Raw genomic sequence first — 21,501 nt, forward strand, 5'->3', positions numbered from 1 at the left:
AGAACTACATGAAAAAAGCACTCTTCTTAGTATCAGCCACGACTGTACTGTTAGTTAACCTCACGACAAATTCTTATGCCTATAACAACGTATATGTTTTTGGGGATAGTTTGAGTGATGGTGGGAATATAGGCAGATTTACAATAGATGGCAAAGACGCGGAACTCTATGATGAATATATAGCCCGATACTTCACGGGCAAAAAACTATTGCCCTCTAAAAAAGACGGAACCAATTATGCCTATGGAGGGGCTACAGCTAACGGTTCAGGGGATCCTCTCTGGGATTATTTTGCTCACTCAACACAGAAACAGCTCAATAATTATTTGCAAGCACACTCTGGACGTGCTGATCCGAATGGAGTGTACATACATTGGGTAGGAGGCAATGACATAAAGAACGCTCTGGGTGATTTAGAAAAAAACGATGAAAAAGCAGCACAACGTCGTATCAATGATAGTTCTGCATCCGCAGCATCGCAGATCAATCAACTCATTAAGGCTGGCGCCGGATTAATTATTGTACCTAATGTTCCTGATTTTGGTACAGCCCCTAGAATTATGGAAGCAGTACTTAAAGGCGCTTTAAAAAAAAGCAAAATACCCAATGACAAAATCGCCCAAATTCTGCAACAAGTTCATGAGGCCATCAACAAATACCCCACACCCAATAATGAAATCAGAAATAAAATTATCCAGGGAGTTTTAAAAAAGATTGCTGAAAATGCTTCTCCCCAAGATCCAGAAGCAGCGGAAAAGATTTATCACCAATTGCTTGATGCTTATAATAATATCGGTAAAATTGCTTCCCAATTTTCCGACAAATATAACCAAAACGAAGAGAATCAACTCGGTAACGGCAATATCCTTCGTGCCGATATCAATCATCTCTTAAGAGAAGTCATTGAGAATCCAACCATTTATGGCATTTCTAATACCCTCGGTTACGCCTGCCCACAAGGTGTGTTGTCTATGGTGTGTCATTCTTCCGATCCGGGTTTTGATAAAAGCCAATCATACTTATTTTCCGATGACCTCCACCCAACGCCTTATGCACACAAAGTCATCGGCCAGTACATTATGTCGATCTACAACGCCCCTTTCCTAGTGATGGCGTTGAACCAGATCAACCGAACCCCAACGACAACTGCCCTAAGCTCACTTGACGGTCATCTGCAACAACTTCGCAATAATCATCAGGCCAAAGGTAAGGCTGGCATATTCGGAGGTTATACAGGTAATCGCAATAATACCTTCACATTGGGTAGCGATTATCAACTAACGGATAATTTGCTATTAGGAGCAACAATTTCACGTTATAAAGATGAACAAAATGCAACCCCTAATTTCAACTATGCTGCTACTGGTCATGTCGTAACAGCTTACACACTATGGAACTACTATAGTAACGGGTGGCTGAACGGCGATATCCATTATTCACGTATCAATTACGACAATTTGTCACGCTCCATTCAGCTCGGTCAAGCCACGCGTAGGGAATCAGGTTCAACGATGGGCAAACAGTGGGGTTGGCGAATTACCGCAGGCTGGGATATCCCTGTCACCCGTTACCTGACCACCAGCCCAATCATCCAATATGCCTGGGACAAAGGAGATATTGATGGTTATCGTGAAACAGGTAACAACAGTACCTCCATGCATTTTTCCGATCAAAGCTATCATTCCAAAGTGGGTTCGGTGGGTTGGCGAGTAGATACTAAACTGGGTCGTTTCAATCCTTACGCTTCTATTCTGTTCAATCATCAATTCGACGACGAACGCTATACTCTTCGCAGTGCGATCAATGCGACCAAAACCAGTTTCGTCCAGCAGGGAGAGAAACAGAATAAAAATCATGTCCAATATACCATCGGTGTTAATGCCAATCTGACCAATGACTTTCACGCATTTGCCGCCGTATCACATGAAAAAAATGATAATGAACCGAATCATGATTACTATTTCAACCTCGGTTTCAATGTCAACTTTTAATATACTGAACATTTAACAAGTAAAAATAAGGCGGTAATAATTACCGCCTTATTTAAGGCTAATATCTAAAATAATCACGGATGTCGATGCTTTTTGCGGCGATAACGTTCATCGTAATTCTTCAGCCACCAATATTTATCAGTAACCTGTTCTCGGCCGCCAATACTGGCACCTAGCAGCCAAATAAATGCCCCAACAAACAACCCCATTAATGAGAGACTAGTCAAAAACTCAGAAAGACCAAAATTAAAGATATGGCTAAGCAATACATAAGCCAGACTAATAAACATTGCCGCCATGCCTGCTCCCATGAGAATATTGCCAAAAATAAAAGCCTTTTTACGTCTCATAACCAACCCCCAATACTTTTTGTGAACGCTAATTTGCAAATGCAACGAACGTAAAAGCACGAAAGTAGATATCTTCTTTAAAATTAATTATAGCCTTATTATATAAAAGGTTATTGCGGCAGTGATCACAAGCTGTACAAATTTAAGACTAATTTTTTACATTCCATCAAAATAATCTTTGTTAAATGAGTTTTGTACTCAAGCCTTGGGATAGGTAAACTAATCTCCTTTTTGTTCTATTGCCAATAAGCGAAATTAAACCGTGAGTAACATAAAATTAATCGTTGGCCTGGCAAATCCTGGCGCTGAATATGCACAGACCAGACATAACGCCGGAGCATGGTTTGTCGATTTGTTAGCACAACGCTATAACCAATCCCTGAAAGAAGAAAGTAAATTTTTTGGCTATACCGCCCGTATTAACATTAATGGACAGGATATTCGGTTACTGATACCAACTACTTTCATGAACCTCAGCGGTAAATCTGTCCTTGCCCTTGCTGGATTTTATCGTATTCAGCCGGATGAAATCTTGGTTGCACATGATGAACTTGATTTACCGCCTGGTGTGGCAAAAATGAAACTGGGTGGTAGCAATGGCGGTCATAATGGCCTGAAAGACATTCAGAACAAACTCGGTAATAACCCTAACTTTCACCGTCTACGTATCGGGATTGGTCATCCGGGCGATAAAAACAAAGTCGTCGGTTTTGTCCTTGGCAAACCCCTTGCCAGCGAACAAACACTGATTGACGATGCCATAGATGAAGCATTGCGCTGTATTGATATCCTTATTAAGGATGGCATGAATAAGGCAATTAATCGCCTGCATGCATTTAAAGCCAGCACCTGACCGCGAGTGCATGGCGCATCAGGCTATTGCGTGTATAATAGCGCCAATTTTGTAAACTCACCGACAAGCCTATTTCTTGTTGGTTTATAAGTGATTTAAGGTGATAAATATATGGGATTCAAATGCGGTATCGTTGGCCTGCCTAACGTTGGGAAATCTACATTATTCAATGCGCTGACCAAAGCAGGTATCGAAGCAGCAAACTTCCCGTTCTGCACTATCGAGCCAAACACTGGTGTTGTGCCGATGCCAGATCCACGTCTCGAACAGTTGGCTGAGATCGTTAAACCACAACGCATCCTGCCAACCACTATGGAATTCGTAGATATTGCGGGTCTGGTAAAAGGTGCTTCAAAAGGTGAAGGCTTAGGCAACCAATTCCTGACCAACATCCGTGAAACAGAAGCGATCGGCCATGTAGTACGCTGTTTTGAAAACGACAATATTATCCACGTTTCTGGTCAGGTTGATCCGGCCTCTGATATTGAAGTTATCAATACAGAACTGGCACTGTCGGATCTGGATACCTGCGAGCGCGCTATCCATCGTATACAGAAAAAAGCCAAAGGTGGTGATAAGGACGCTAAAGCAGAGCTGGAAGTTTTAGAAAAATGCCTTCCACACCTTGAACAAGCAGGTATGCTGCGCGCTTTAAATCTGAGTGCGGAAGAAAAAGCGATTATTCGCTATTTAAGCTTTCTGACCTTAAAACCGACCATGTACATTGCCAACGTCAATGAAGATGGTTTCGACAATAACCCACACCTTGATACCGTTCGCGCCATTGCTGAAAAAGAAGGTTCCGTTGTTGTGCCCGTTTGTGCAGCGATTGAAGCCGATATCGCAGAGTTGGAAGATGCTGACCGCGAAGAATTTATGGCAGAATTAGGTCTGGAAGAGCCAGGTTTAAACCGTGTCATTCGTGCCGGTTACCAGTTGCTGAACCTACAAACCTATTTTACTGCGGGCGTGAAAGAAGTTCGTGCCTGGACGATCCCAGTGGGAGCAACCGCCCCACAAGCGGCGGGTAAGATCCATACTGATTTTGAAAAGGGCTTTATCCGTGCTCAAACCATTGCGTTTGAAGACTTCATCACTTACAAAGGTGAACAAGGCGCGAAAGAAGCGGGCAAGATGCGCGCAGAAGGGAAAGATTATACCGTTAAAGATGGCGATGTGATGAATTTCTTGTTTAACGTTTAATTAGTTCTCTTATATCAGAATGTTTTACCAATCCTGGTAAAATTCTTAAAATCCACGCGGCTGCGTGGATTTTTTTATTACGGCTTTAGCCAGGTTAAGATGCATTAGCGTCTTAAACATAAAAACCACCCGCTATGCGTGCGGTTATAACTAATTAAAAAAACTTATATTTATAGCGCCCTTCTATAAAATACCATTTATTCTTTATTGCAGCGGGATTTAACATTAAAGTCATCGAATTTAAATAAGTAAATCCCATATTGAAATATGCGGGTTCGGCACCTGATAGTGGAGTGAGGGTTAACTTGCCGTTCATTCCTAATTGTTGTGATTTATTTACTGCATATTCAATTAGTAAAACGCCACAATTTCTGATACCACAATGGGTAGCCAAATAATCAACTTCGGGATACTCAGTTAACGCCTTATTTTTAGGTGAAAATTGTAGAATTCCTATAGGTACGCCTTTGAAATAAGAAGCAAAAAACAATATTCCTGTTTTTTTTACAACAGGAGACCTTATTCTCGCTAATATACAATAGAAAATTCCACTTGCCTGATTATATCTTGTATTCCATTTATTCTGTTCATTATCAAGAGGATTAGAACATTGCCAATCACTACTCATAGTTTCTTGGGTTATTTTCATTAATGCATTTTCTGCTTCTTCCGAACTAATCTCCTTGGTCACTATAGATGCCCTGACATCAATTGATTCTGGCATCCTACCCGAAAAGGATTGAGTTCGATTTAAAAAACCAGACCTTACAGGCTGATTAATATTAAAAGATTTTGTTCTGAATATCATATTATTCCTTCCTACAATGAGATTTTAATTAAAATAATAAAATTATCTTAGGAACTGTTGACGTTGTGCGAGGGATTATTAGACTGCATGATGACTTGGTATAATGACTTTCGCCAAAAAACAACCAGATTCCAACACCATGCCACGAACCATGCTAACAGATCTCCAATGGAATAAACTATCTGTGTTAATGCAACACGCCGAGTGGATTTATCACAAACCTGAACACTATTTCACCATAGTAACTATTATAAGACAATGAACAGTGCAATAAATAAAAAATATCGTCTCCACTACATGGGTAAGGCTTAACCTAATATTACTGATACAAAATTTTCCCTCCTGGCGGTATGCTGCATAACAGCAAAGGAGTAAAAAATGAATGCATCGCACCACCAACCCGATAGAACAGAAATTAAAATCCAGCGACAGCGATTGGCTAACAAAGTGGCCAAATTAACGCGCCCCAATACACACGACGTAAAAACAGCGATCCCTCAACTGACCCTCTGTCATTTGGAACAACCAACCGCTCCCGTTGGTTGGCTATATGATCCCAGTATTATGGTTATTGCCCAGGGGACAAAACGGGTGACGATTGGTGATCGTTCTTATTGTTGCGATCCCCAACAACTCTTAGTGACTTCGACAAATATTCCCACCATTACCCAGATTTGCACCGCATCTAAGGAAAAACCCTTTTTTGCCTTAATGTTAAAACTTGATCTTCAGGAAGCATCAAAGTTAATGGTTGAAAATAAGGTCACGATAAAGCATCAAACTCAGGATACATGTGGATTAGCCGTGACTTCTGCTACAACAGATCTGCTAGACTGTTTTAATCGTCTATTAGATATATTAAACACACCGGAAGATATTCCCGTCCTCTTTCCCCTGATACATAAAGAAATTATCTATCGGCTACTGAAAAGTGAATTGGGAAGATATTTACAACAAATGGCGAGCCAGGAGAGTCCAAGCCACCAAATCAGCCATGCGATTCAATGGCTAAAAGAACACTTTGCTGATCCGGTAAAAGTCGAACAACTTGCCAAAATTGCCAAAATGAGTCTTTCTTCTTTTCATCATCACTTTAAAGCTGTCACTTCTATGAGCCCATTACAATACCAAAAATGGCTACGTTTACACGAAGCAAGACGCATATTACTGACTCAACACCAAAATATGACAACCACCGCATTTCAGGTTGGCTATGAGAGCACTTCCCAATTCAATCGTGAATATAGCCGTCTTTTTGGTGAACCTCCCTGCCGAGATATGAAACAGTTTCGGGTCACTCAGACGAAGAAAATAGGTATCACTAGAGAATCAGGCAACGATTGACAATAAATAGGCATGTATCCAACCCCAATCAGTCCTAAGATAATCCTCAGTTTATCAATGGAATAAAACAGAGGATTATTATGGGGCATATTTTAGTTATCAACTCAGCCAAAAATTTTGAGGAATCGAAAGGAGGATTAAATAACACCTTAACCGAAGTTGTCAAAGATCACTTGACAGGAATAGGCCATGAAGTTCAGGTAACACATGTAGATAAAGGTTATGACATGGCCGCAGAGGTTAATAAATATCTTTGGGCAGATCGTGTTATTTACCAAATGCCGGGTTGGTGGATGGGAGCACCGTGGATTTTAAAGAAATATGTCGATGAGGTTTTCCAGACTGGCCGCGGTGCCTTATTTAAGAATGACGGGCGAACCCGTCATGACCCTGCCAAAAAATATGGTTCAGGCGGCCTGATACAAGGCAAGGCTTATATGTTTTCGGTAACCTGGAATGCACCGCTGGAATCATTTGAAGATCCCAATCAATTTTTTGAAGGAAAAGGCATTGACAGTGTTTACTACCCTTTTCACAAGGCAAACCAGTTTTTAGGGATGTCTCCAATACCAACATTTGCTTGTTATGATGTGATAAAAAATCCACAGATTTCTCAGGATATTCAACGAATAAAAAAACATTTATCAGCATTTTTCTAAGAAAGAATAAAGATCGTATATATCCACTTGTATATCAGGTGGATTTTTATTTTCTCTAAAATCGATCAAATATAAAACCATTCAACAAAAATATAAAAAATAACACTATTAATTATCACATAAGAAATTAAATACTTTATTAACACTAACTGAAAAATTGAACTCATCAAAAATATATTTTGCTTGTCTTTTATCATTATTTTTCTATAACACGATGAAAAATATAAGTTATAATTTTGCAAACAATATGTCAATGAAATAAAAAAAACAATAGCCAAATACACAGAATACTTGTAAAAATGTGCATGTTGATGTTAACACTCGTTCTAACGTTAGCACTCATCACATAATGAATCTTTATACTTTTATTCATGTTAATCTCTAACTCTATGAGGTACAAATCATGAAAAGAAAATTAGCGGCGTGTATACTGTCATTACTTATAGGAACAGTCGTCACAGCTAACGCAAATGCATTAGCTTGTTCGGCATTTAATCCAACTATAAAGGCAGCATGCGAAAATCTATGTAATCTAATATCAAGTAAAATTGGTTTACAAATTTGCTTGTAACTTAATTACAATATTGCACGAATAAAAAGCCATGATATTCTTACCATTATTTAATCCGATTCTAGCCAAAATTCTATTTCTACGTTAGAAAATTGAAATCAGAATCTATAAAAGTAATGACGGAATGGATTGTTGAAATATAATGGCGGGAGCTCTTTGAAGTGATTTATTAAACCAGTATGCACTCAAAGCCTCCCGCTATTATTTATTATAATCAAATAGTTATTATACCTAATTTTATTGAAAGTCCTTAAGAAACTTGACCAAGATTGGATTAAATAATTCCGGTGCCTCCCAGAATGGTGCATGACCAAGACCAGCTAAATTAAATACCTTCCTTTTCCAAAGATTTCGGTAATTGAGGCCATCAATATAATCAAAATTAATATATGGGTCATCTGCACCATTAACAATCGCTAACGGTGTTTCGCTGGTTTCGACCAATAATTTTTGATTTGTTGCTTGAGGAGAAAGAAAATCCTCAAACATATACTGCCGTGCCAATCCATCTGTTCTTATCACTGCTTCAATCATAAAAGACTCATGAGATGCATTAACACCATAGGTATCAGATACAAAAACTTTGATATCTTCCTGAGTAAATTCCGCCTTGCCGGCAAGCCCTAGACCAGGACGAAAACCAAGAGCCACATTATCTGTACCGGCTGATACCGGCGGAGTACCGCAAATCATTAAGCCAATCATCTTAGGAAACAACGCCAACATTTCCAAACCAATATGACCACCTAATGACCAACCAAATACGACTACTCGGTTAATGCCTATTTTTTCCAGTACTTCAATGACCATACGCGCATAACTGGGCATTGAATATACCTGACGTGGTTCACTGGCATTTAATGACGAACCATGCCCAGGCAAATCTAACGCCAAAACCCGATATTTTCCTTTTAATAGGTTAACTTGATGACGAAATACTTCTCTACAACTCGAATTGCCATGGATGAAAAGAACAGGTAACCCACCCCCGCCAGTATCTGTTACTGCAATACCTGCATAACGGGTCTGAATATTATAGTAATTAATGCCATTCTGTGTAGTAGTCATTATTCTCTCTCCTCAAGTAATAGGGATGAGTTTAAGGAAACAATTGAATTAGCTTTATTACAAATCATCAGTATTGAATCATCATAAAACGATAGCGATTTTTACTGAATTAAGCTCTTCTGAAAGCCATTATGAAATTTATTTATAAAACCTGATTTTTTTATCCTCTGCAAGATTATGCAATGCGCTTCCCCACTTAAAACTTATCAGTAACTTCATATTTTTCGTCCATTTTTTAATGGTACACAAAACATCCATCACAAATTTTCAACATAAAACTCCGAACCAGACAGGTAATGTTGTATACAGATAAGCACAAAAGCTTAACATTAGGCACACAATATCATCACCAGGTAATCACATTATGACAATAAAGAATAGGGCTTCCACAAAAGTAAAACTCCTATTGACGGCTCTTGTGGCCATTGCTCTGGTTATCATGGCCATTACAGGAAAAATAGAAAATGCTCATAAACGTTTTCTCTCCGTTGCTACGGCTTCCACAGGTGGAACTTATTATCCTATGGGAGTGGGATTAGCCAATGTCTGGAGTAACCATTTAAAACAGGAACATATTCAAGTTACGGGACAATCTTCAGCCGGTTCGATTGAAAATATTGATCTGCTCCAAAAAAATGAAGCCCAACTGGCTATTTTGCAGAGTTTGCTCGCCGTCGAAGCCTATCAAGGTGTCCGAAATTTCAAAAACCATCCTTATCAGGATCTACGCTCTATCTCCGTTCTTTGGCCAAACGTCGAACACTTTGTTTTATTAGACGATAAAGTCAAGGATGGCACACTAAACGATATTGCCGGAACACGTTTTTCTGTTGGACCGCAAGCCAGCGGTACTGAACAATCTACTGTGATCATTTTGCAAGGTGTCAATCTCAGCAAGCAAGATATTCATCCCGAATATCTTGGTTATGGCGATACAGTTTCAGCTATGCGGGACGGCCGTCTTGATGGCGGCGCCTTACCTGCGGGTATACCCGCTTCAGCAGTCACAGATATGTATGCCAGTGGTGTTCCTGCACGTATTCTCAATGTGACAGATGAACAACTAAAAAAGATTAACGCTATTGCCAACTCATGGTTTCGTTTTGTTATTCAACCGGAGACTTATCCACGGCAAAAACAGCCTATCCAAACTATTGCGCAACCCAATATTCTGATGACGACCCGCAAAATAGATGAAAAAACTATCTATGAATTAACAAAAGTGATGTTTGAAAATCAAAAAGAAGTCCATCAGATCCATAGCTCCGCAAAATACATTCTGCCTGAAAACGCATTGAAAGGTGTTTCCGTACCATTACATCTTGGTGCATATCGATATTATCGCGAAATTGGCCTGGATATTCCTGACTATCTTGTGCCTCCAGAACTTAAATCTATAGACAGCCAATAATGATTTTTGACCTGGAATCATAAAGTTCAACGTAATTCTTCCATCATATTTTGACCATAATATTATGGAGTCACCATGAATACTGATAATGTCACACCATCCACGATGGAGCAGGATAAAGAAGCAGGATCAGGCAGCCGCCATTTAATCGGCTTCTATTTGAAGTTCACGACAATACTTGCCATCGCTATTTCCCTGTATGCTATCTATTCCAATGCGTTATCCAATACGCAGGAGTTTTATCGCAATGCAACATTTCTCGCTGGCATTCTGGTGTTAGGCTTTATTCTGTTTCCGATGGCCAAACGTTATTCAACCCCTAAATTTAATTATTGGGATTACCTTTTTATTCTGCTCACATTAGTCAGCTATGGGTATTTTTATTTTACTTACACTGACTTGCATGTTGTACGCAACAGCATTCCTGATACCACCGATTATGTAATGTCTGTTATCGGTATCGCTGTATTATTTGAGGCAGCGAGGCGTACAACCGGCTATTTCATACCTGGCCTATCCCTTTTTGCCATCATCTATGCTTTATTTGGCAACTATTTCATGAGTATCTTCGGTCATGCCGGATTTTCACTTGAGCGTCTGCTGTTCCGCTTATTTATGACCAGTGAAGGGATTTTCGGTATTACCCTCTCCACGGCATCAACGGCAATTATTGTTTTCATCCTGTTTGGTGCATTTTTGAGTGTCAGCGGAGCAACGACATTATTCAATGATCTTGCCATGGCAATGGCTGGACGCCGTCGTGGCGGACCTGCCCAGGTTGCAGTTATTTCCTCTGCTCTGACGGGGTCACTGAGTGGCAGTGCGGTTGCCAACGTCGCCACAACCGGAACCTTCACGATTCCCCTGATGAAAAACATCGGCCTGTCTCCCCGTTTTGCCGGTGCAGTCGAAGCAGCGGCATCAACAGGAGGCATGATCATGCCACCGATTATGGGAGCCGCAGCATTTATCATGGCCGGTTTTTTGGGCATTTCTTACACTACTATTGTAATTGCAGCTATTATTCCGGCACTGCTCTATTATGCAGCCCTGATTATTGCCATTGATCTGGAAGCCAAAAAACAAGGATTGAAAGGCGTCAGCAAGGAAAATATTCCCCAAGTTAAAGCCGTGCTCAAATCCCGTGGATTACTATTGTTGCCACTTTTTATCGTGATTGGAACGTTATTGACCGGAAAAACGCCGATTTATGCCGGTTTCCTCGGTATTATCGCAATTATTATCGCAAGTTGGATCACGCCAGACACTTCTGTACGTATGACTCCCAGGAAAATCGCTACTGCCCTGAATGAAGCTGCCCGTGGGGCTATTCAGGTCACTGTCGCCTGTGCGGCCATTGGCGTGATTATTTGTGTTGTCACCATGACAGGCATTGGATCAACTCTCGCTTTCAATATCGTATCCCTGACCAACAATACCCTGTGGATGATCCTGCTGGTTGTTATGATAGTTTGCATCGTCCTCAGTATGGGATTGCCTTCGACTGCCTTGTATATTGTTGTCGCAGTGACAGTGTCACCGATATTAATTAAAGCTGGTGTTTTACCACTAGCCGCCCACTTCTTTGTTTTTTGGTTTGGCGCCCTTTCCAATATTACCCCACCTGTTGCACTCGCCAGTTACACGGCGGCCAGCATTGCCCGCGCGGATCCAATACAGACTTCATGGAATGCCGTCCATCTGGCACTACCCGGTTTTATCATTCCCTTTATTCTGGTGTACAACCCAGCATTATTGATGCAGGGTGATGACTTAAACGTCCTGTCTATTGGTTATATGATCCTGACCGCCCTGATTGGCATCTATTCACTTTCCGTTGCCAGCGCTAATTTCTGGATGTACAAAACTCATTGGTTAGAAAGAATTCTTTTCGCTATTGCCGCGATCTTGCTAATCAAACCGGGCATATTCACAGATTTGGCCGGAATAGTATTGATTATCGGGGCAGGAACCATGCATTTCTTACGCAATAAACCGGAACATGTAAAAAATAAAAATAATGAGGAACATTCTAAAAATGTATGACGTGATTGTTATTGGTGCAGGATTGGTCGGGCTTGGCACCGCTAATGCCTTACAAGAACAGCATCCGCACTTGCGCTTGCTGATATTAGAAAAAGAAAATAGTGTGGCTGTACACCAAAGCGGCCACAATAGTAACGTTGTGCACTCCGGCATTTATTACACTCCCGGAAGTTTAAAAGCACAACTGGCGAAACAAGGCAACCATACGATATATGAATTTTGTCAGCAACATGGATTATATTACGACCGTTGCGGTAAGGTAATTGTCGCCACACAACTCAAGGAGCTTCCCTTGTTGGAAAATATCTATCAGCGAGGATTGAAAAATGGCCTTGAAGTAAGCCATCTTTCACAAGCTCAATTGAAAGAGCGCGAACCTTATGTCAACGGCCTTGAAGCAATATTAGTACCGGATGCGGGGATCGTAAACTACCCAGAAATTGCAGCAAAATTGGCTGAAATAATTCAAAACCAGGGTGGAGATATTCATTATCAGCAGCAAGTTGAAGGTATTCACGAACATCGTGATTATGTTGAAGTTCAAACTCAGCAAACCCGTTATCAGGCAAAATGGCTGGTGAATTGTGCCGGATTGCACAGTGACAGAATTGCCAAGCTGGCAGGTTATGAGACAGGGATGAAAATCGTTCCCTTCCGTGGTGAATATTATGTTCTGGATAGCAACAAAAACTATCTGGTTAACCATCTGATTTATCCTGTACCTAACCCTGATTTTCCTTTCCTCGGCGTTCATTTTACGCGAATGCACAATGGCAAACGCGATGTTGGCCCAAATGCTGTATTGGCATTTAAGCGCGAGGGATATCACAAAACAGATTTTAACCTACGGGATTTAGCAGAAGTATTGGCTTACAAAGGATTTTGGAAAATCGCCACACGTTATTTTTGTGAAGGTATGGCTGAAATGCGACGTTCCTTTTCTCGCCAGCTTTTTACCGAAAATGCCCGCCAACTTATTCCTGATTTGCAGCCAGAAGATATCACCCCAGGGCCAGCCGGCGTACGCGCTCAAGCCCTGACCATTGATGGCAAATTAGTGGATGATTTTCACTTTGTGAAAGGCCTTCGTTCACTGCATGTTTGTAATGCACCTTCACCAGCAGCCACGGCTTCAATGGAGATTGGCAGGGAAATTGTGAGGCGATATTTTACTGAACTGTGAGGATTGGCGCGGCTTAAACTGACAGATACCGAAAACGAAAAAGCGGTAGCTGTCAGTAATACGATGATAAGAAAATTAAAAATGGTACTGTAATCCAAGATCGAGACTGTAGTTTCGGTTTTCAATCCCGATAGAATCATCACCTAAATCTTTAGTGTAGTCAGCATCATAATAGATGAACCTCGTTTGGCCTTTACCTTCGCGATATTTATTCCAGATAAATGCTGTATACACCTTCGTATTTTGCGTTAAATAATAACCAGCATCTATACTGGCACCGAAGTAATGCACATTATCAGATCGCTGAGGAAGGGTTAAGCGACGCATATAGTGCTCGTCGTTACCCCAGGCTTTTACCCACGGGCTATATTTTAGTAAAAGATTAAATTCAAAATCCTGATAACGATATTGTCCAGATAATCCAATATAGGGCACGCTATATTTTTGTTTATAGCCAACACCGGCCATCCCTGTAGGAAACTCTCCGATATTAGCATCATTATCATAGATATAATGACCACCATAAGCCGTCCAACTGAAACGTGTTTCCTGATAACCTAATACCGCCCCTAATTTATAATTCGATTGTTTAATTAACCAACCTGCGGCATTTAAATCAAACTCATTAGCATCATTTATGTCAGTATCACTGGATGACCAATGAGTCCAATGACTCTGGTTTACATCCAGCCCGTCGTAATCAACCATTTTGCTATCACGTGACGATAATCTGACCCAACCTCCCGCATTCATGGTTAGCCTATCAAGAGGGTTCCAGGATACTTTATCTCTGGCAATCAGTGCATCGCCAATTTTCCAGTTCAATTGTGATAAAGCAGGTTCTGCCATGATCCCAAAAGAAAAAGTCAACAATGGAGTCGCTATTAAGATTTTTTTCATAATTATTAAAACCTTACCAGAATGTAAATTGAATTTTTATAATTTCTGTTATCTTGATAGCTATCCATAACCACAATAGATAATTTATTTAACTATCAATGACAGAAATAATAATATCTTATGTATATTACTTTTATCGTTATATGCTTATAGTTTAAGATTATACTCTTTTCGCTATTTTTCATTTTTTAGGTAAAGTTTTTTTAACTAAAACTTAAAGCCATTGTATTTAATTGCATAAAACTCAACGACCTGCTTTATAGCAGGCCGTTAATTATATTAATTTTTTATGATTATCCCATTTAGCCAATCGGACGTAAATCAACCCACAATAACTGGCTATCCGCAATCAATGGCTTAATTACCCCTTCTCGTATATCCGGCAACCACCATGCACCTTGACCAAAAGCAAGCTGGACACAATTCGCTCCTGTCATTTCCCAACGTCCTTTTAAAACATAAAGTACACCACTGTGTGAGGTTGGCAGTAAACGTTCATCAGAAATAACTGAAATATCAGAAGCCCAACATGAACGGCGAGTCATAATATTGAAACACTGAACAGGACCATCCAATAATTCCGCATGTGTCAAAATATCACCTGAAAAATTAAATGGAGCCATCTTTTTCACCAATTCGTGCTCCAAAAAACCTGGGCTGGTCAAACGAACACCCTTTCCTTTTAATAAAACGATTGAGCATTCAACATCAGGGAATTGCCCTAATCCCCCACTTTGATGAACCGTCGTAAAACACGCTCTCCAGGCGAAATCATCAGATACAGGCCAGCAAACAATATCCCTTATTTCGCTTCCCCCTCCAGACCATTGCACATTTGGTAATGTTGCATAATCGAAGCATTTCATTTTCATGCCACTCCCTCACCACTTTTAGATTTTGTTTACAGTGCTAAAAGATAACCGGTATCAACTTGTTAACCGGAACATTGGCAAATAATTTCCCCTACGACAATATTGAGATAGTTGAAGTGTGATTGATTACCCGCATTCCTTTAAAAGCATATGGCACATATTCCCTAATTCTTTCATTGCCAAAGCCTGAGTTTCATTCCAGGCAAATGAAGTGTTCAAGCGAAAAGCATGATCAAACTGAGTGCTAGTGGAAAACATGCTACCTGGTGCAATACTGATATTCTTTGCTAATGCCAGTTGATAGAGTCGGTTAGCATTAAAAGGTGGTTCAAACTCCAGCCAGAGAAAATAACCACCACGTGTGCTGCTTACTTTCACGGATTGGGGAAAGTATTCACTAATTGCCCATAGCATCCGATTTTGCCGTTGTTCCAACTGCCGCCTCAATCGACGCAGGTGATTGTCATATCCTCCCTGCGCCAAATAGTCCGCAATTGCCAACTGTGTCGGCGTACTGGCAGATACCGTACTCATCATCTGTAGTTGCTGAATTTTCTGCGCATATTTGCCTGCTGCAACCCAGCCTACCCGATAACCAGGGGCAAGGCATTTTGAAAATGATGAACAGTGCATGAAATTATTTTCAGTATCCCATGCTTTGATTGGTGCCGGAGGCTCCTGCTCGAAATACAATTCACCATATACATCATCTTCAATCAGAGCGATCTGGTTTTGGTTCAAAATCCCTACCAATCGCTGTTTATTTTCAAAAGGCATTGTGCAGCACAGTGGATTTTGAAAACGCGACATCAACCAGCAAGCTTTTATTGGATATTTCTGCACAACTTCTTCTAAAGTATGCAAATCAATGCCTGTATGGGGATCGGTTTTAATGGCAATGGCTTTCAAACGTAACCGTTCTATCGCTTGCAGCGCCCCATAAAAAGCAGGGGATTCAATCACTATCCAATCCCCTGGTGAAGTGACAGATTGCAAACTTAAACTCAATGACTCCATTGCTCCGGCAGTAATCACAATTTCCTCAGGGGAAACATGGATACCGTGGGAAGCATAACGACGGGATATATTGCGCCGTAACTTTTCATTACCTGGCGGCAAACCTGCTAGCGAACTGTGTGACACAAAACGGCGAGCAACTGAAGCCAGTATTTTTGACAATTTGGGCTCAACCAATAAAGAAGGATCAGGAAATGCTGAACCGAAAGGAATAATTTGCGGATCTTTGCAGGCCTGTAAAACATCAAATATGGAAGCGCTGATCTCCACATTTTCACTTAGGTTTAGTCCCTTTCCCCCTTTTGCCGCCGCAAAGGGTTTTAATCGAGTGGCAACGTAATATCCTGATTGTGGACGTGCCACGATCCATCCTTGGCTTTCCAGCAATTGATAAGCTTGTAACACAGTCATCAAGCTCAAACCCGACGATTTTACCGATTCCCGCAATGAGGGTAATCTATCACCCACCTGCCAAATATCGTCTTCTATTTGTTGGCGGATCATTCCAGCCAATTGTTCGTAACGCGTCATATGTTTGGCCTTTATCTAAACTGTTATAGGTATAAAGTGAAAAATTTTCAATATTATACTTGGTATTTTCAGGAACAGAAATCACGCTATGATTAGAATAAATAAGTTCACCTGAGAAAGATAATTACCATATACGGGACTGTTAAGAATGAATTTTTTATTAAAAAAAACACTTCTCTATAATTTGCTTATATATATTCTAAGAAGAAATAATAAGGTATTTCAGTATTTCTGATTATCCTTTTTTGAATAAAATAACGGGTGAGTCAGTTCATTAGAGCAAACTAAGCTCGCGTTCAGAACTCATTTAGGATAGCATCTGCCCTTTTTAAAATTCCCACGATTAAATTATGAGGAAACCCATGTTCATCGGTTTTGATTATGGCACATCAAATTGCGCAGTAGCAGAGATAATCGAAGATACACCACAACTAATTGCTATTGAAAATGGTAGCTTCTATATGCCTTCTGCTCTGGCTGCACCGACCAGAGAAGCCATTTCTGAGCACTTATTTCGCCACTGGAATATCAAACCAGGCAATCAAACAGGTGAGCAATTACTTCGTAGCGCGATCACAACAAACCGAGAGGAAGGCATTGAACTTTTGCCTGATGATCTCGTATTTGGACAAAAAGCATTAGCTCGCTATTTAGAAGATCCTCAAGAGGTTTATTACGTTAAGTCACCAAAGTCTTTTTTGGGTGCAATGGGATTAAGAGATACTCAAATCAGTTTTTTTGAGGATCTGGTTTGTGCCATGATGGCAAATATCAGACAACAAGTAGAAGCCAACAAACAGCAAGCTGTCGAAGACGTTGTCATTGGTCGCCCAATCAATTTTCATGGACGTGGCGGCGATAAATCGAATCAACAAGCTGAAAAAATCTTACTTAATGCGGCAAAACGGGCAGGCTTTCGCAACATTGAATTCCAATTTGAACCAGTGGCAGCAGGCCTGGAATATGAAGCCACATTAACAGAAGATAAAACGGTATTGGTCGTTGATATTGGCGGCGGAACAACAGATTGTTCGGTTATTCGAATGGGGCCAAGCTGGCGAAACCTGGCTGAACGCAATGACAGCTTACTGGCGCACACGGGTCAACGTATCGGAGGAAATGATTTAGATATTAATCTCACTTTTAAACAACTTATGCATCCTTTCGGATTAGGCAGCAAAGTTACCTCAGGTATTGACATGCCACTGACACAGTTTTGGAACCCGATTGCCATTAATGATATACAAGCCCAGAAAGAGTTCTACTCTCGTCAGAATTTAGCGGCATTAAAATCTTTGTACAGAGATGCCAAAGAACCCGAAAAACTCGCCCGCTTATTGAAAGTGTACCAAGAGACATTAGGATACAGCCTCGTTCGCAGTGCAGAGGAAGCCAAAATTACGCTTTCAGGGCAAGCTGAATGCCGCGTTAAACTCAACCTATTATCAGAGATAATTGAAGTTGATATTCAACGTGATCAGATGATTGTGGCAATCGATTCCACTAAAGAGAAAATGACAAAATTAGTTAGTGAAGCTGTGGCACAAAGCGGAACCCAACCTGATGTGATCTTTATGACAGGTGGTTCAGCCAGTTCCCCCATTCTGCGCCAAGCGGTTGAACAAAAATTGCCAGGGATCCCGTTGGTTGGAGGTAATTACTTCGGTTCAGTAACAACGGGTCTGGCACGCTGGGCAAAAATTTGTTTTGCTCAATAGGTCATCTCCATAGATTAATTGATTCTATTGAGTGAGGGGAGTATCTTGGCTCTTAGATAGCCATAATCGCCAAAAGTGAGCTTCGATGACTATCGTCCTCAGATTTCTATGTAATTTTCTTGCCGTCTTATTGTGCTATAACCTGTTACTAACTTGCCAGACTATAAAGTGATAGTGAGATAATAATGAAGCGTAATATATTGACATTAAATTAAAAAGATATCATAGGACAAACGGTTAAAATATTTTACCGACAGAAAATGAAAGCGATTTTTAGCTTACCCATTTATCGGCAACATTCTTAGCCACATATATTGATGTCTGAAATGAGGGGCACATTGAGTATTCTATTTTAGAATGTGCCTTTAAATACATATAAAATAAAAAGGTAAATCCTATGTATAAAAAATCCCTCAAGTCATCAAAAATATTTAATCTGTTAAGTTTTATTTTACTTACAGCAACGATTGATGGCTATGCTCAACCTTCTCATTTTGATCCCTCTGATCCAGCCTATAGCCATGTTAGCTTCTTTCTTGAATATGACACACTGCACACTAATATCCCCAGGCCATATTCAGCAACACGCCATTATGGGCCTTTTATGCGTTACCTTATAGATCCACAAATGACAATTCGTTATAATATAGAAGGTGGTGAGAGTGAAGATATTCGTTTGCAGCCTCTTGTTGATGAAGCAGCAACATATTGGAATGAAATTCTTGGAAGTTATGGACTAACTATATTACCATTGTCAGCAGGTGGTGGCATTCCAAATTTAATTATACGAACCGTTCCAAATTCTTATTTTAGTGATACAGATACTCTTGCTATTACATATGAAGCAGGATATCGGTTCTTAAGATATCTTAATAGCCAATACTCTTTTATTACATCATCTGGAATATATATTAGACAAACTCGTGACATAAGCAGAGTAAATTTACAACAATTAGAAACTAACTTTGGAACCAATGATAGGACAGTTTTACTAGAAAATCTTACTTATACATTTCTGCTTCATGAATTTGGACATGCAGTAGGGCTTTCTCATCCAAGAGTAATGTCAAATCCAATGAGGTTTTATCCACCACCAAGAGAAAGATGGCATATCTTTGAAGAGCTAGGTGTTGCCTCGCTCGAAACTATACAAGATAGGCCAGAACCAGCTCTTATGGAAAATTCTATATTTGGATTGTTGCAAACGTTTTACCTTTATAATCAACAACAATATCAACACCTTGCAAGACATATGATCCATTTATCCAATGGTGAGAGGCGTTGGATCCAGAATATGGTTTCTTGCTCGCGTAGGTATCCGCCAGAAATAAGGGCTAAAAATCAATGATCAGTTGTTATCACATTTGTTTCCGTTAGGCTGGGAACTATCAATCTGACAGACGATTATCTCTGGCGAAGCAACCGCGCGTCCGCTTCCGGTAAGTTCCCAAGCCTGAGGTTCACTATACCTTCTAATATCCTGATTTCAAATGCTTCATAGCTCTGACGGATTAATTCTCATACGCGTAGCGCAACTGGAAAAATAATAATGCCACTAAATGGATGGATTAGTAAGCATCAGGCCCAACCCAAAGAGATTTAATATAATTATTGGAGTCACATTGAATAATAACTTTTTGTCCACTAGATGCAGCATAAATTGCCGTTGCAAGCATGGCGTTCCCGGCAGGGGTATCAACTTGATAAGCCCCCCAATACCAAGCCTTGTCACCTTTTATATTTTTAATGGTATAAGTTACCCAATTTTTATTATCATTATATCCTACAGATAGAGAAATAAGATAACCTTGATTGAGGGTGCAGTCTTTTGCTAAAACCGCCTTAGTTATTTGGTTAATTATATTTAATTTAGGTTGTGTATTACTTGTAGTATCTTTAGGTGTAGCAACCGCTACATTGCTAATTATACTCAAAAATAAAGCAAGTATAGAAAATGTTTTCATTTGATTTAACCTCTTTTTTTAACGTATTTATTCACATGTAATATATTCAATTTCCCAACTGATTTTTTTGTCTTGATTAAGACAATTCGACCAGGACCAACTAACTTTATTACTAGTTTTTATGGTAAAAGCACGATCTAAGTTTGGTTTTACCTCAAATGATCTTGGGCCAGTATCATAGTAACAACTAGAAGTAATATATGAAACTCTTACAAGGCCACTGCCTTTATTTTCAAACTTCATATTATCGGTTGATTCTACGATGTTCGAATGGTGAGTTACATTAGCTTTTTCTGTGTTTTGAATACGCTCAATAGATTCTTGCTTATGATTTTTTTCATCATCATATATAATTACTTGAAATTTATTGCTTGTGGAATAGTCGCCAACAGAAGGGGAACATTTACTTTCACTTCCATCACAAATTAACCTAAGCTTAATCTGACAACCATCCTTTTTGATAAAGGTACTATACCATGAACTGGCAATCCAAGTCTTTGTTGTGTTTAGTTCAACTTCGCATGTTTTAATCTTAGGAGTAGGTTTAGGCTTAGTTAGCAATATATTAGTAATGGGAATTAAATTTTTTGCCATGGGGTAAACAACAAGAAAATCATTGCATTGTGAATCTCCCAAAATTTTCTCTGTATGCAACAATGGAGGAGAATGTCCACGCCCATAATTTATCCTTCCACCGTCATTATATGAAGCGGAATAATGGTTGTTGACTGGATCATTTTCATTAAATGCGGCATAGCTTTGTACCGCTGAGACAGACAGTGTAAGACCTAGAATAAATATTGTCTGTGCTCGTCTCAAAAAAAATTTCATACCTTTAATTTCCTTTGATTTTTTAAATATAATGTTTATTAAAATACTAAAAGCCCATAAGCTAATAGCTAGGGCGTGTTGACGTTTACCGTTTATCCTTTACTCAACCCACATGGGTAGCCATATCATGACAAATGCCAGCGCCAACATGCTGGCATAATTTCGGGCTAATTTATCGTAT

General features: G+C 39.9%; 18 protein-coding genes and 1 pseudogene. 10 read left to right on the top strand and 9 right to left on the bottom strand.

Features of this window, described 5'->3' with window-relative positions:
• The first annotated feature begins 8 nt into the window (after window positions 1-8).
• Window positions 9-1,991 carry an autotransporter outer membrane beta-barrel domain-containing protein gene (locus Xedl_RS15050; RefSeq protein ID WP_074024638.1) on the top strand — a complete coding sequence of 661 codons (1,983 nt, stop codon included), beginning with the start codon at window positions 9-11 and terminating at the stop codon, window positions 1,989-1,991.
• A 74-nt stretch (window positions 1,992-2,065) separates the two neighbouring features.
• Here Xedl_RS15050 and ychH read toward each other — a convergent pair whose 3' ends face one another.
• Window positions 2,066-2,341, bottom strand: coding sequence for a stress-induced protein YchH (gene ychH / locus Xedl_RS15055; RefSeq protein ID WP_074024639.1), 276 nt, complete (start codon window positions 2,339-2,341; stop codon window positions 2,066-2,068).
• Between the two features lie 262 nt (window positions 2,342-2,603).
• Between ychH and pth the strand changes: the two genes are divergently transcribed.
• Window positions 2,604-3,194: an aminoacyl-tRNA hydrolase gene (gene pth, locus Xedl_RS15060; RefSeq protein ID WP_074024640.1), complete on the top strand. Its 591-nt coding sequence runs from the start codon at window positions 2,604-2,606 to the stop codon at window positions 3,192-3,194.
• A 111-nt stretch (window positions 3,195-3,305) separates the two neighbouring features.
• Window positions 3,306-4,397 (top strand): redox-regulated ATPase YchF, encoded by a 1,092-nt coding sequence (ychF, locus tag Xedl_RS15065; RefSeq protein WP_074024641.1) that lies wholly within the window; start codon window positions 3,306-3,308, stop codon window positions 4,395-4,397.
• Between the two features lie 154 nt (window positions 4,398-4,551).
• Here the strand turns inward: ychF and Xedl_RS15070 are convergent, their stop codons facing one another.
• The gene (locus Xedl_RS15070; protein WP_074024642.1) at window positions 4,552-5,205 is read right to left on the bottom strand and encodes a hypothetical protein; all 654 of its coding nucleotides are present in this window, start codon (window positions 5,203-5,205) and stop codon (window positions 4,552-4,554) included.
• A gap of 378 nt (window positions 5,206-5,583) precedes the next feature.
• Here Xedl_RS15070 and Xedl_RS15080 point away from each other — a divergent pair, with 378 nt between their 5' ends.
• Together Xedl_RS15080 and Xedl_RS15085 are read left to right on the top strand one after the other, a co-directional pair.
• The gene (locus Xedl_RS15080; protein ID WP_074024643.1) at window positions 5,584-6,549 is read left to right on the top strand and encodes an AraC family transcriptional regulator; all 966 of its coding nucleotides are present in this window, start codon (window positions 5,584-5,586) and stop codon (window positions 6,547-6,549) included.
• An 80-nt stretch (window positions 6,550-6,629) separates the two neighbouring features.
• Complete coding sequence (locus tag Xedl_RS15085) at window positions 6,630-7,208, top strand: NAD(P)H-dependent oxidoreductase (protein WP_074024644.1); 579 nt, start codon at window positions 6,630-6,632, stop codon at window positions 7,206-7,208.
• An 808-nt stretch (window positions 7,209-8,016) separates the two neighbouring features.
• Here the strand turns inward: Xedl_RS15085 and Xedl_RS15090 are convergent.
• The gene (locus Xedl_RS15090) at window positions 8,017-8,847 is read right to left on the bottom strand and encodes an alpha/beta fold hydrolase (RefSeq protein WP_074024645.1); all 831 of its coding nucleotides are present in this window, start codon (window positions 8,845-8,847) and stop codon (window positions 8,017-8,019) included.
• A gap of 364 nt (window positions 8,848-9,211) precedes the next feature.
• On the opposite strand from Xedl_RS15090, the gene Xedl_RS15095 reads away from it, so the two are divergent.
• From Xedl_RS15095 to lhgO, 3 genes are all read left to right on the top strand, one after another.
• Window positions 9,212-10,258: a TAXI family TRAP transporter solute-binding subunit gene (locus tag Xedl_RS15095; RefSeq protein WP_074024646.1), complete on the top strand. Its 1,047-nt coding sequence runs from the start codon at window positions 9,212-9,214 to the stop codon at window positions 10,256-10,258.
• A gap of 75 nt (window positions 10,259-10,333) precedes the next feature.
• The gene (locus tag Xedl_RS15100; RefSeq protein WP_074024647.1) at window positions 10,334-12,304 is read left to right on the top strand and encodes a TRAP transporter permease; all 1,971 of its coding nucleotides are present in this window, start codon (window positions 10,334-10,336) and stop codon (window positions 12,302-12,304) included.
• Entirely contained in the window at window positions 12,297-13,487 is a 1,191-nt protein-coding gene (lhgO, locus tag Xedl_RS15105) for an L-2-hydroxyglutarate oxidase (RefSeq protein WP_074024648.1), read from the top strand. Before Xedl_RS15100 ends, lhgO begins: the two co-directional genes overlap by 8 nt.
• A 75-nt stretch (window positions 13,488-13,562) precedes the next feature.
• Here the strand turns inward: lhgO and Xedl_RS15110 are convergent, their stop codons facing one another.
• From Xedl_RS15110 to Xedl_RS15120, 3 genes are all read right to left on the bottom strand, one after another.
• Complete coding sequence (locus Xedl_RS15110) at window positions 13,563-14,387, bottom strand: omptin family outer membrane protease (protein WP_074024649.1); 825 nt, start codon at window positions 14,385-14,387, stop codon at window positions 13,563-13,565.
• Between the two features lie 302 nt (window positions 14,388-14,689).
• On the bottom strand, window positions 14,690-15,259 hold the full coding sequence (locus Xedl_RS15115) for a HutD/Ves family protein (RefSeq protein ID WP_074024650.1): 570 nt from the start codon (window positions 15,257-15,259) through the stop codon (window positions 14,690-14,692).
• Between the two features lie 126 nt (window positions 15,260-15,385).
• Window positions 15,386-16,807: an aminotransferase-like domain-containing protein gene (locus tag Xedl_RS15120; RefSeq protein WP_074024651.1), complete on the bottom strand. Its 1,422-nt coding sequence runs from the start codon at window positions 16,805-16,807 to the stop codon at window positions 15,386-15,388.
• A 362-nt stretch (window positions 16,808-17,169) separates the two neighbouring features.
• On the opposite strand from Xedl_RS15120, the gene yegD reads away from it, so the two are divergent.
• Together yegD and Xedl_RS15130 are read left to right on the top strand one after the other, a co-directional pair.
• Window positions 17,170-18,525 (top strand): molecular chaperone, encoded by a 1,356-nt coding sequence (gene yegD, locus Xedl_RS15125; RefSeq protein ID WP_074024652.1) that lies wholly within the window; start codon window positions 17,170-17,172, stop codon window positions 18,523-18,525.
• A 397-nt stretch (window positions 18,526-18,922) separates the two neighbouring features.
• The gene (locus tag Xedl_RS15130) at window positions 18,923-19,873 is read left to right on the top strand and encodes a zinc metalloprotease (RefSeq protein ID WP_074024653.1); all 951 of its coding nucleotides are present in this window, start codon (window positions 18,923-18,925) and stop codon (window positions 19,871-19,873) included.
• 220 nt (window positions 19,874-20,093) lie between these two features.
• Here Xedl_RS15130 and Xedl_RS15135 read toward each other — a convergent pair whose 3' ends face one another.
• The 3 genes and pseudogenes from Xedl_RS15135 to Xedl_RS25815 all read right to left on the bottom strand — a co-directional run.
• The gene (locus Xedl_RS15135) at window positions 20,094-20,489 is read right to left on the bottom strand and encodes a hypothetical protein (protein WP_074024654.1); all 396 of its coding nucleotides are present in this window, start codon (window positions 20,487-20,489) and stop codon (window positions 20,094-20,096) included.
• A 27-nt stretch (window positions 20,490-20,516) separates the two neighbouring features.
• A complete protein-coding gene (locus Xedl_RS15140; RefSeq protein WP_074024655.1) occupies window positions 20,517-21,320 on the bottom strand; it encodes a hypothetical protein in 804 nt (267 codons plus the stop codon).
• 99 nt (window positions 21,321-21,419) lie between these two features.
• Window positions 21,420-21,501 (bottom strand): annotated as a pseudogene (locus Xedl_RS25815) (IS5/IS1182 family transposase); the annotation flags it as partial.

It is taken from the genome of Xenorhabdus eapokensis (assembly GCF_001908105.1).

Bases quoted from the DNA above. Each gene is read 5' to 3' on its own strand.
- Xedl_RS15050 (WP_074024638.1), top strand. From the start codon at position 9: ATGAAAAAAGCACTCTTCTTAGTATCAGCCACGACTGTACTGTTAGTT.
- ychH (WP_074024639.1), bottom strand. From the start codon at position 2,341: ATGAGACGTAAAAAGGCTTTTATTTTTGGCAATATTCTCATGGGAGCA.
- ychF (WP_074024641.1), top strand. From the start codon at position 3,306: ATGGGATTCAAATGCGGTATCGTTGGCCTGCCTAACGTTGGGAAATCT.
- Xedl_RS15070 (WP_074024642.1), bottom strand. From the start codon at position 5,205: ATGATATTCAGAACAAAATCTTTTAATATTAATCAGCCTGTAAGGTCT.
- Xedl_RS15080 (WP_074024643.1), top strand. From the start codon at position 5,584: ATGAATGCATCGCACCACCAACCCGATAGAACAGAAATTAAAATCCAG.
- Xedl_RS15085 (WP_074024644.1), top strand. From the start codon at position 6,630: ATGGGGCATATTTTAGTTATCAACTCAGCCAAAAATTTTGAGGAATCG.
- Xedl_RS15090 (WP_074024645.1), bottom strand. From the start codon at position 8,847: ATGACTACTACACAGAATGGCATTAATTACTATAATATTCAGACCCGT.
- Xedl_RS15095 (WP_074024646.1), top strand. From the start codon at position 9,212: ATGACAATAAAGAATAGGGCTTCCACAAAAGTAAAACTCCTATTGACG.
- Xedl_RS15100 (WP_074024647.1), top strand. From the start codon at position 10,334: ATGAATACTGATAATGTCACACCATCCACGATGGAGCAGGATAAAGAA.
- lhgO (WP_074024648.1), top strand. From the start codon at position 12,297: ATGTATGACGTGATTGTTATTGGTGCAGGATTGGTCGGGCTTGGCACC.
- Xedl_RS15110 (WP_074024649.1), bottom strand. From the start codon at position 14,387: ATGAAAAAAATCTTAATAGCGACTCCATTGTTGACTTTTTCTTTTGGG.
- Xedl_RS15115 (WP_074024650.1), bottom strand. From the start codon at position 15,259: ATGAAAATGAAATGCTTCGATTATGCAACATTACCAAATGTGCAATGG.
- Xedl_RS15120 (WP_074024651.1), bottom strand. From the start codon at position 16,807: ATGACGCGTTACGAACAATTGGCTGGAATGATCCGCCAACAAATAGAA.
- yegD (WP_074024652.1), top strand. From the start codon at position 17,170: ATGTTCATCGGTTTTGATTATGGCACATCAAATTGCGCAGTAGCAGAG.
- Xedl_RS15130 (WP_074024653.1), top strand. From the start codon at position 18,923: ATGTATAAAAAATCCCTCAAGTCATCAAAAATATTTAATCTGTTAAGT.
- Xedl_RS15135 (WP_074024654.1), bottom strand. From the start codon at position 20,489: ATGAAAACATTTTCTATACTTGCTTTATTTTTGAGTATAATTAGCAAT.
- Xedl_RS15140 (WP_074024655.1), bottom strand. From the start codon at position 21,320: ATGAAATTTTTTTTGAGACGAGCACAGACAATATTTATTCTAGGTCTT.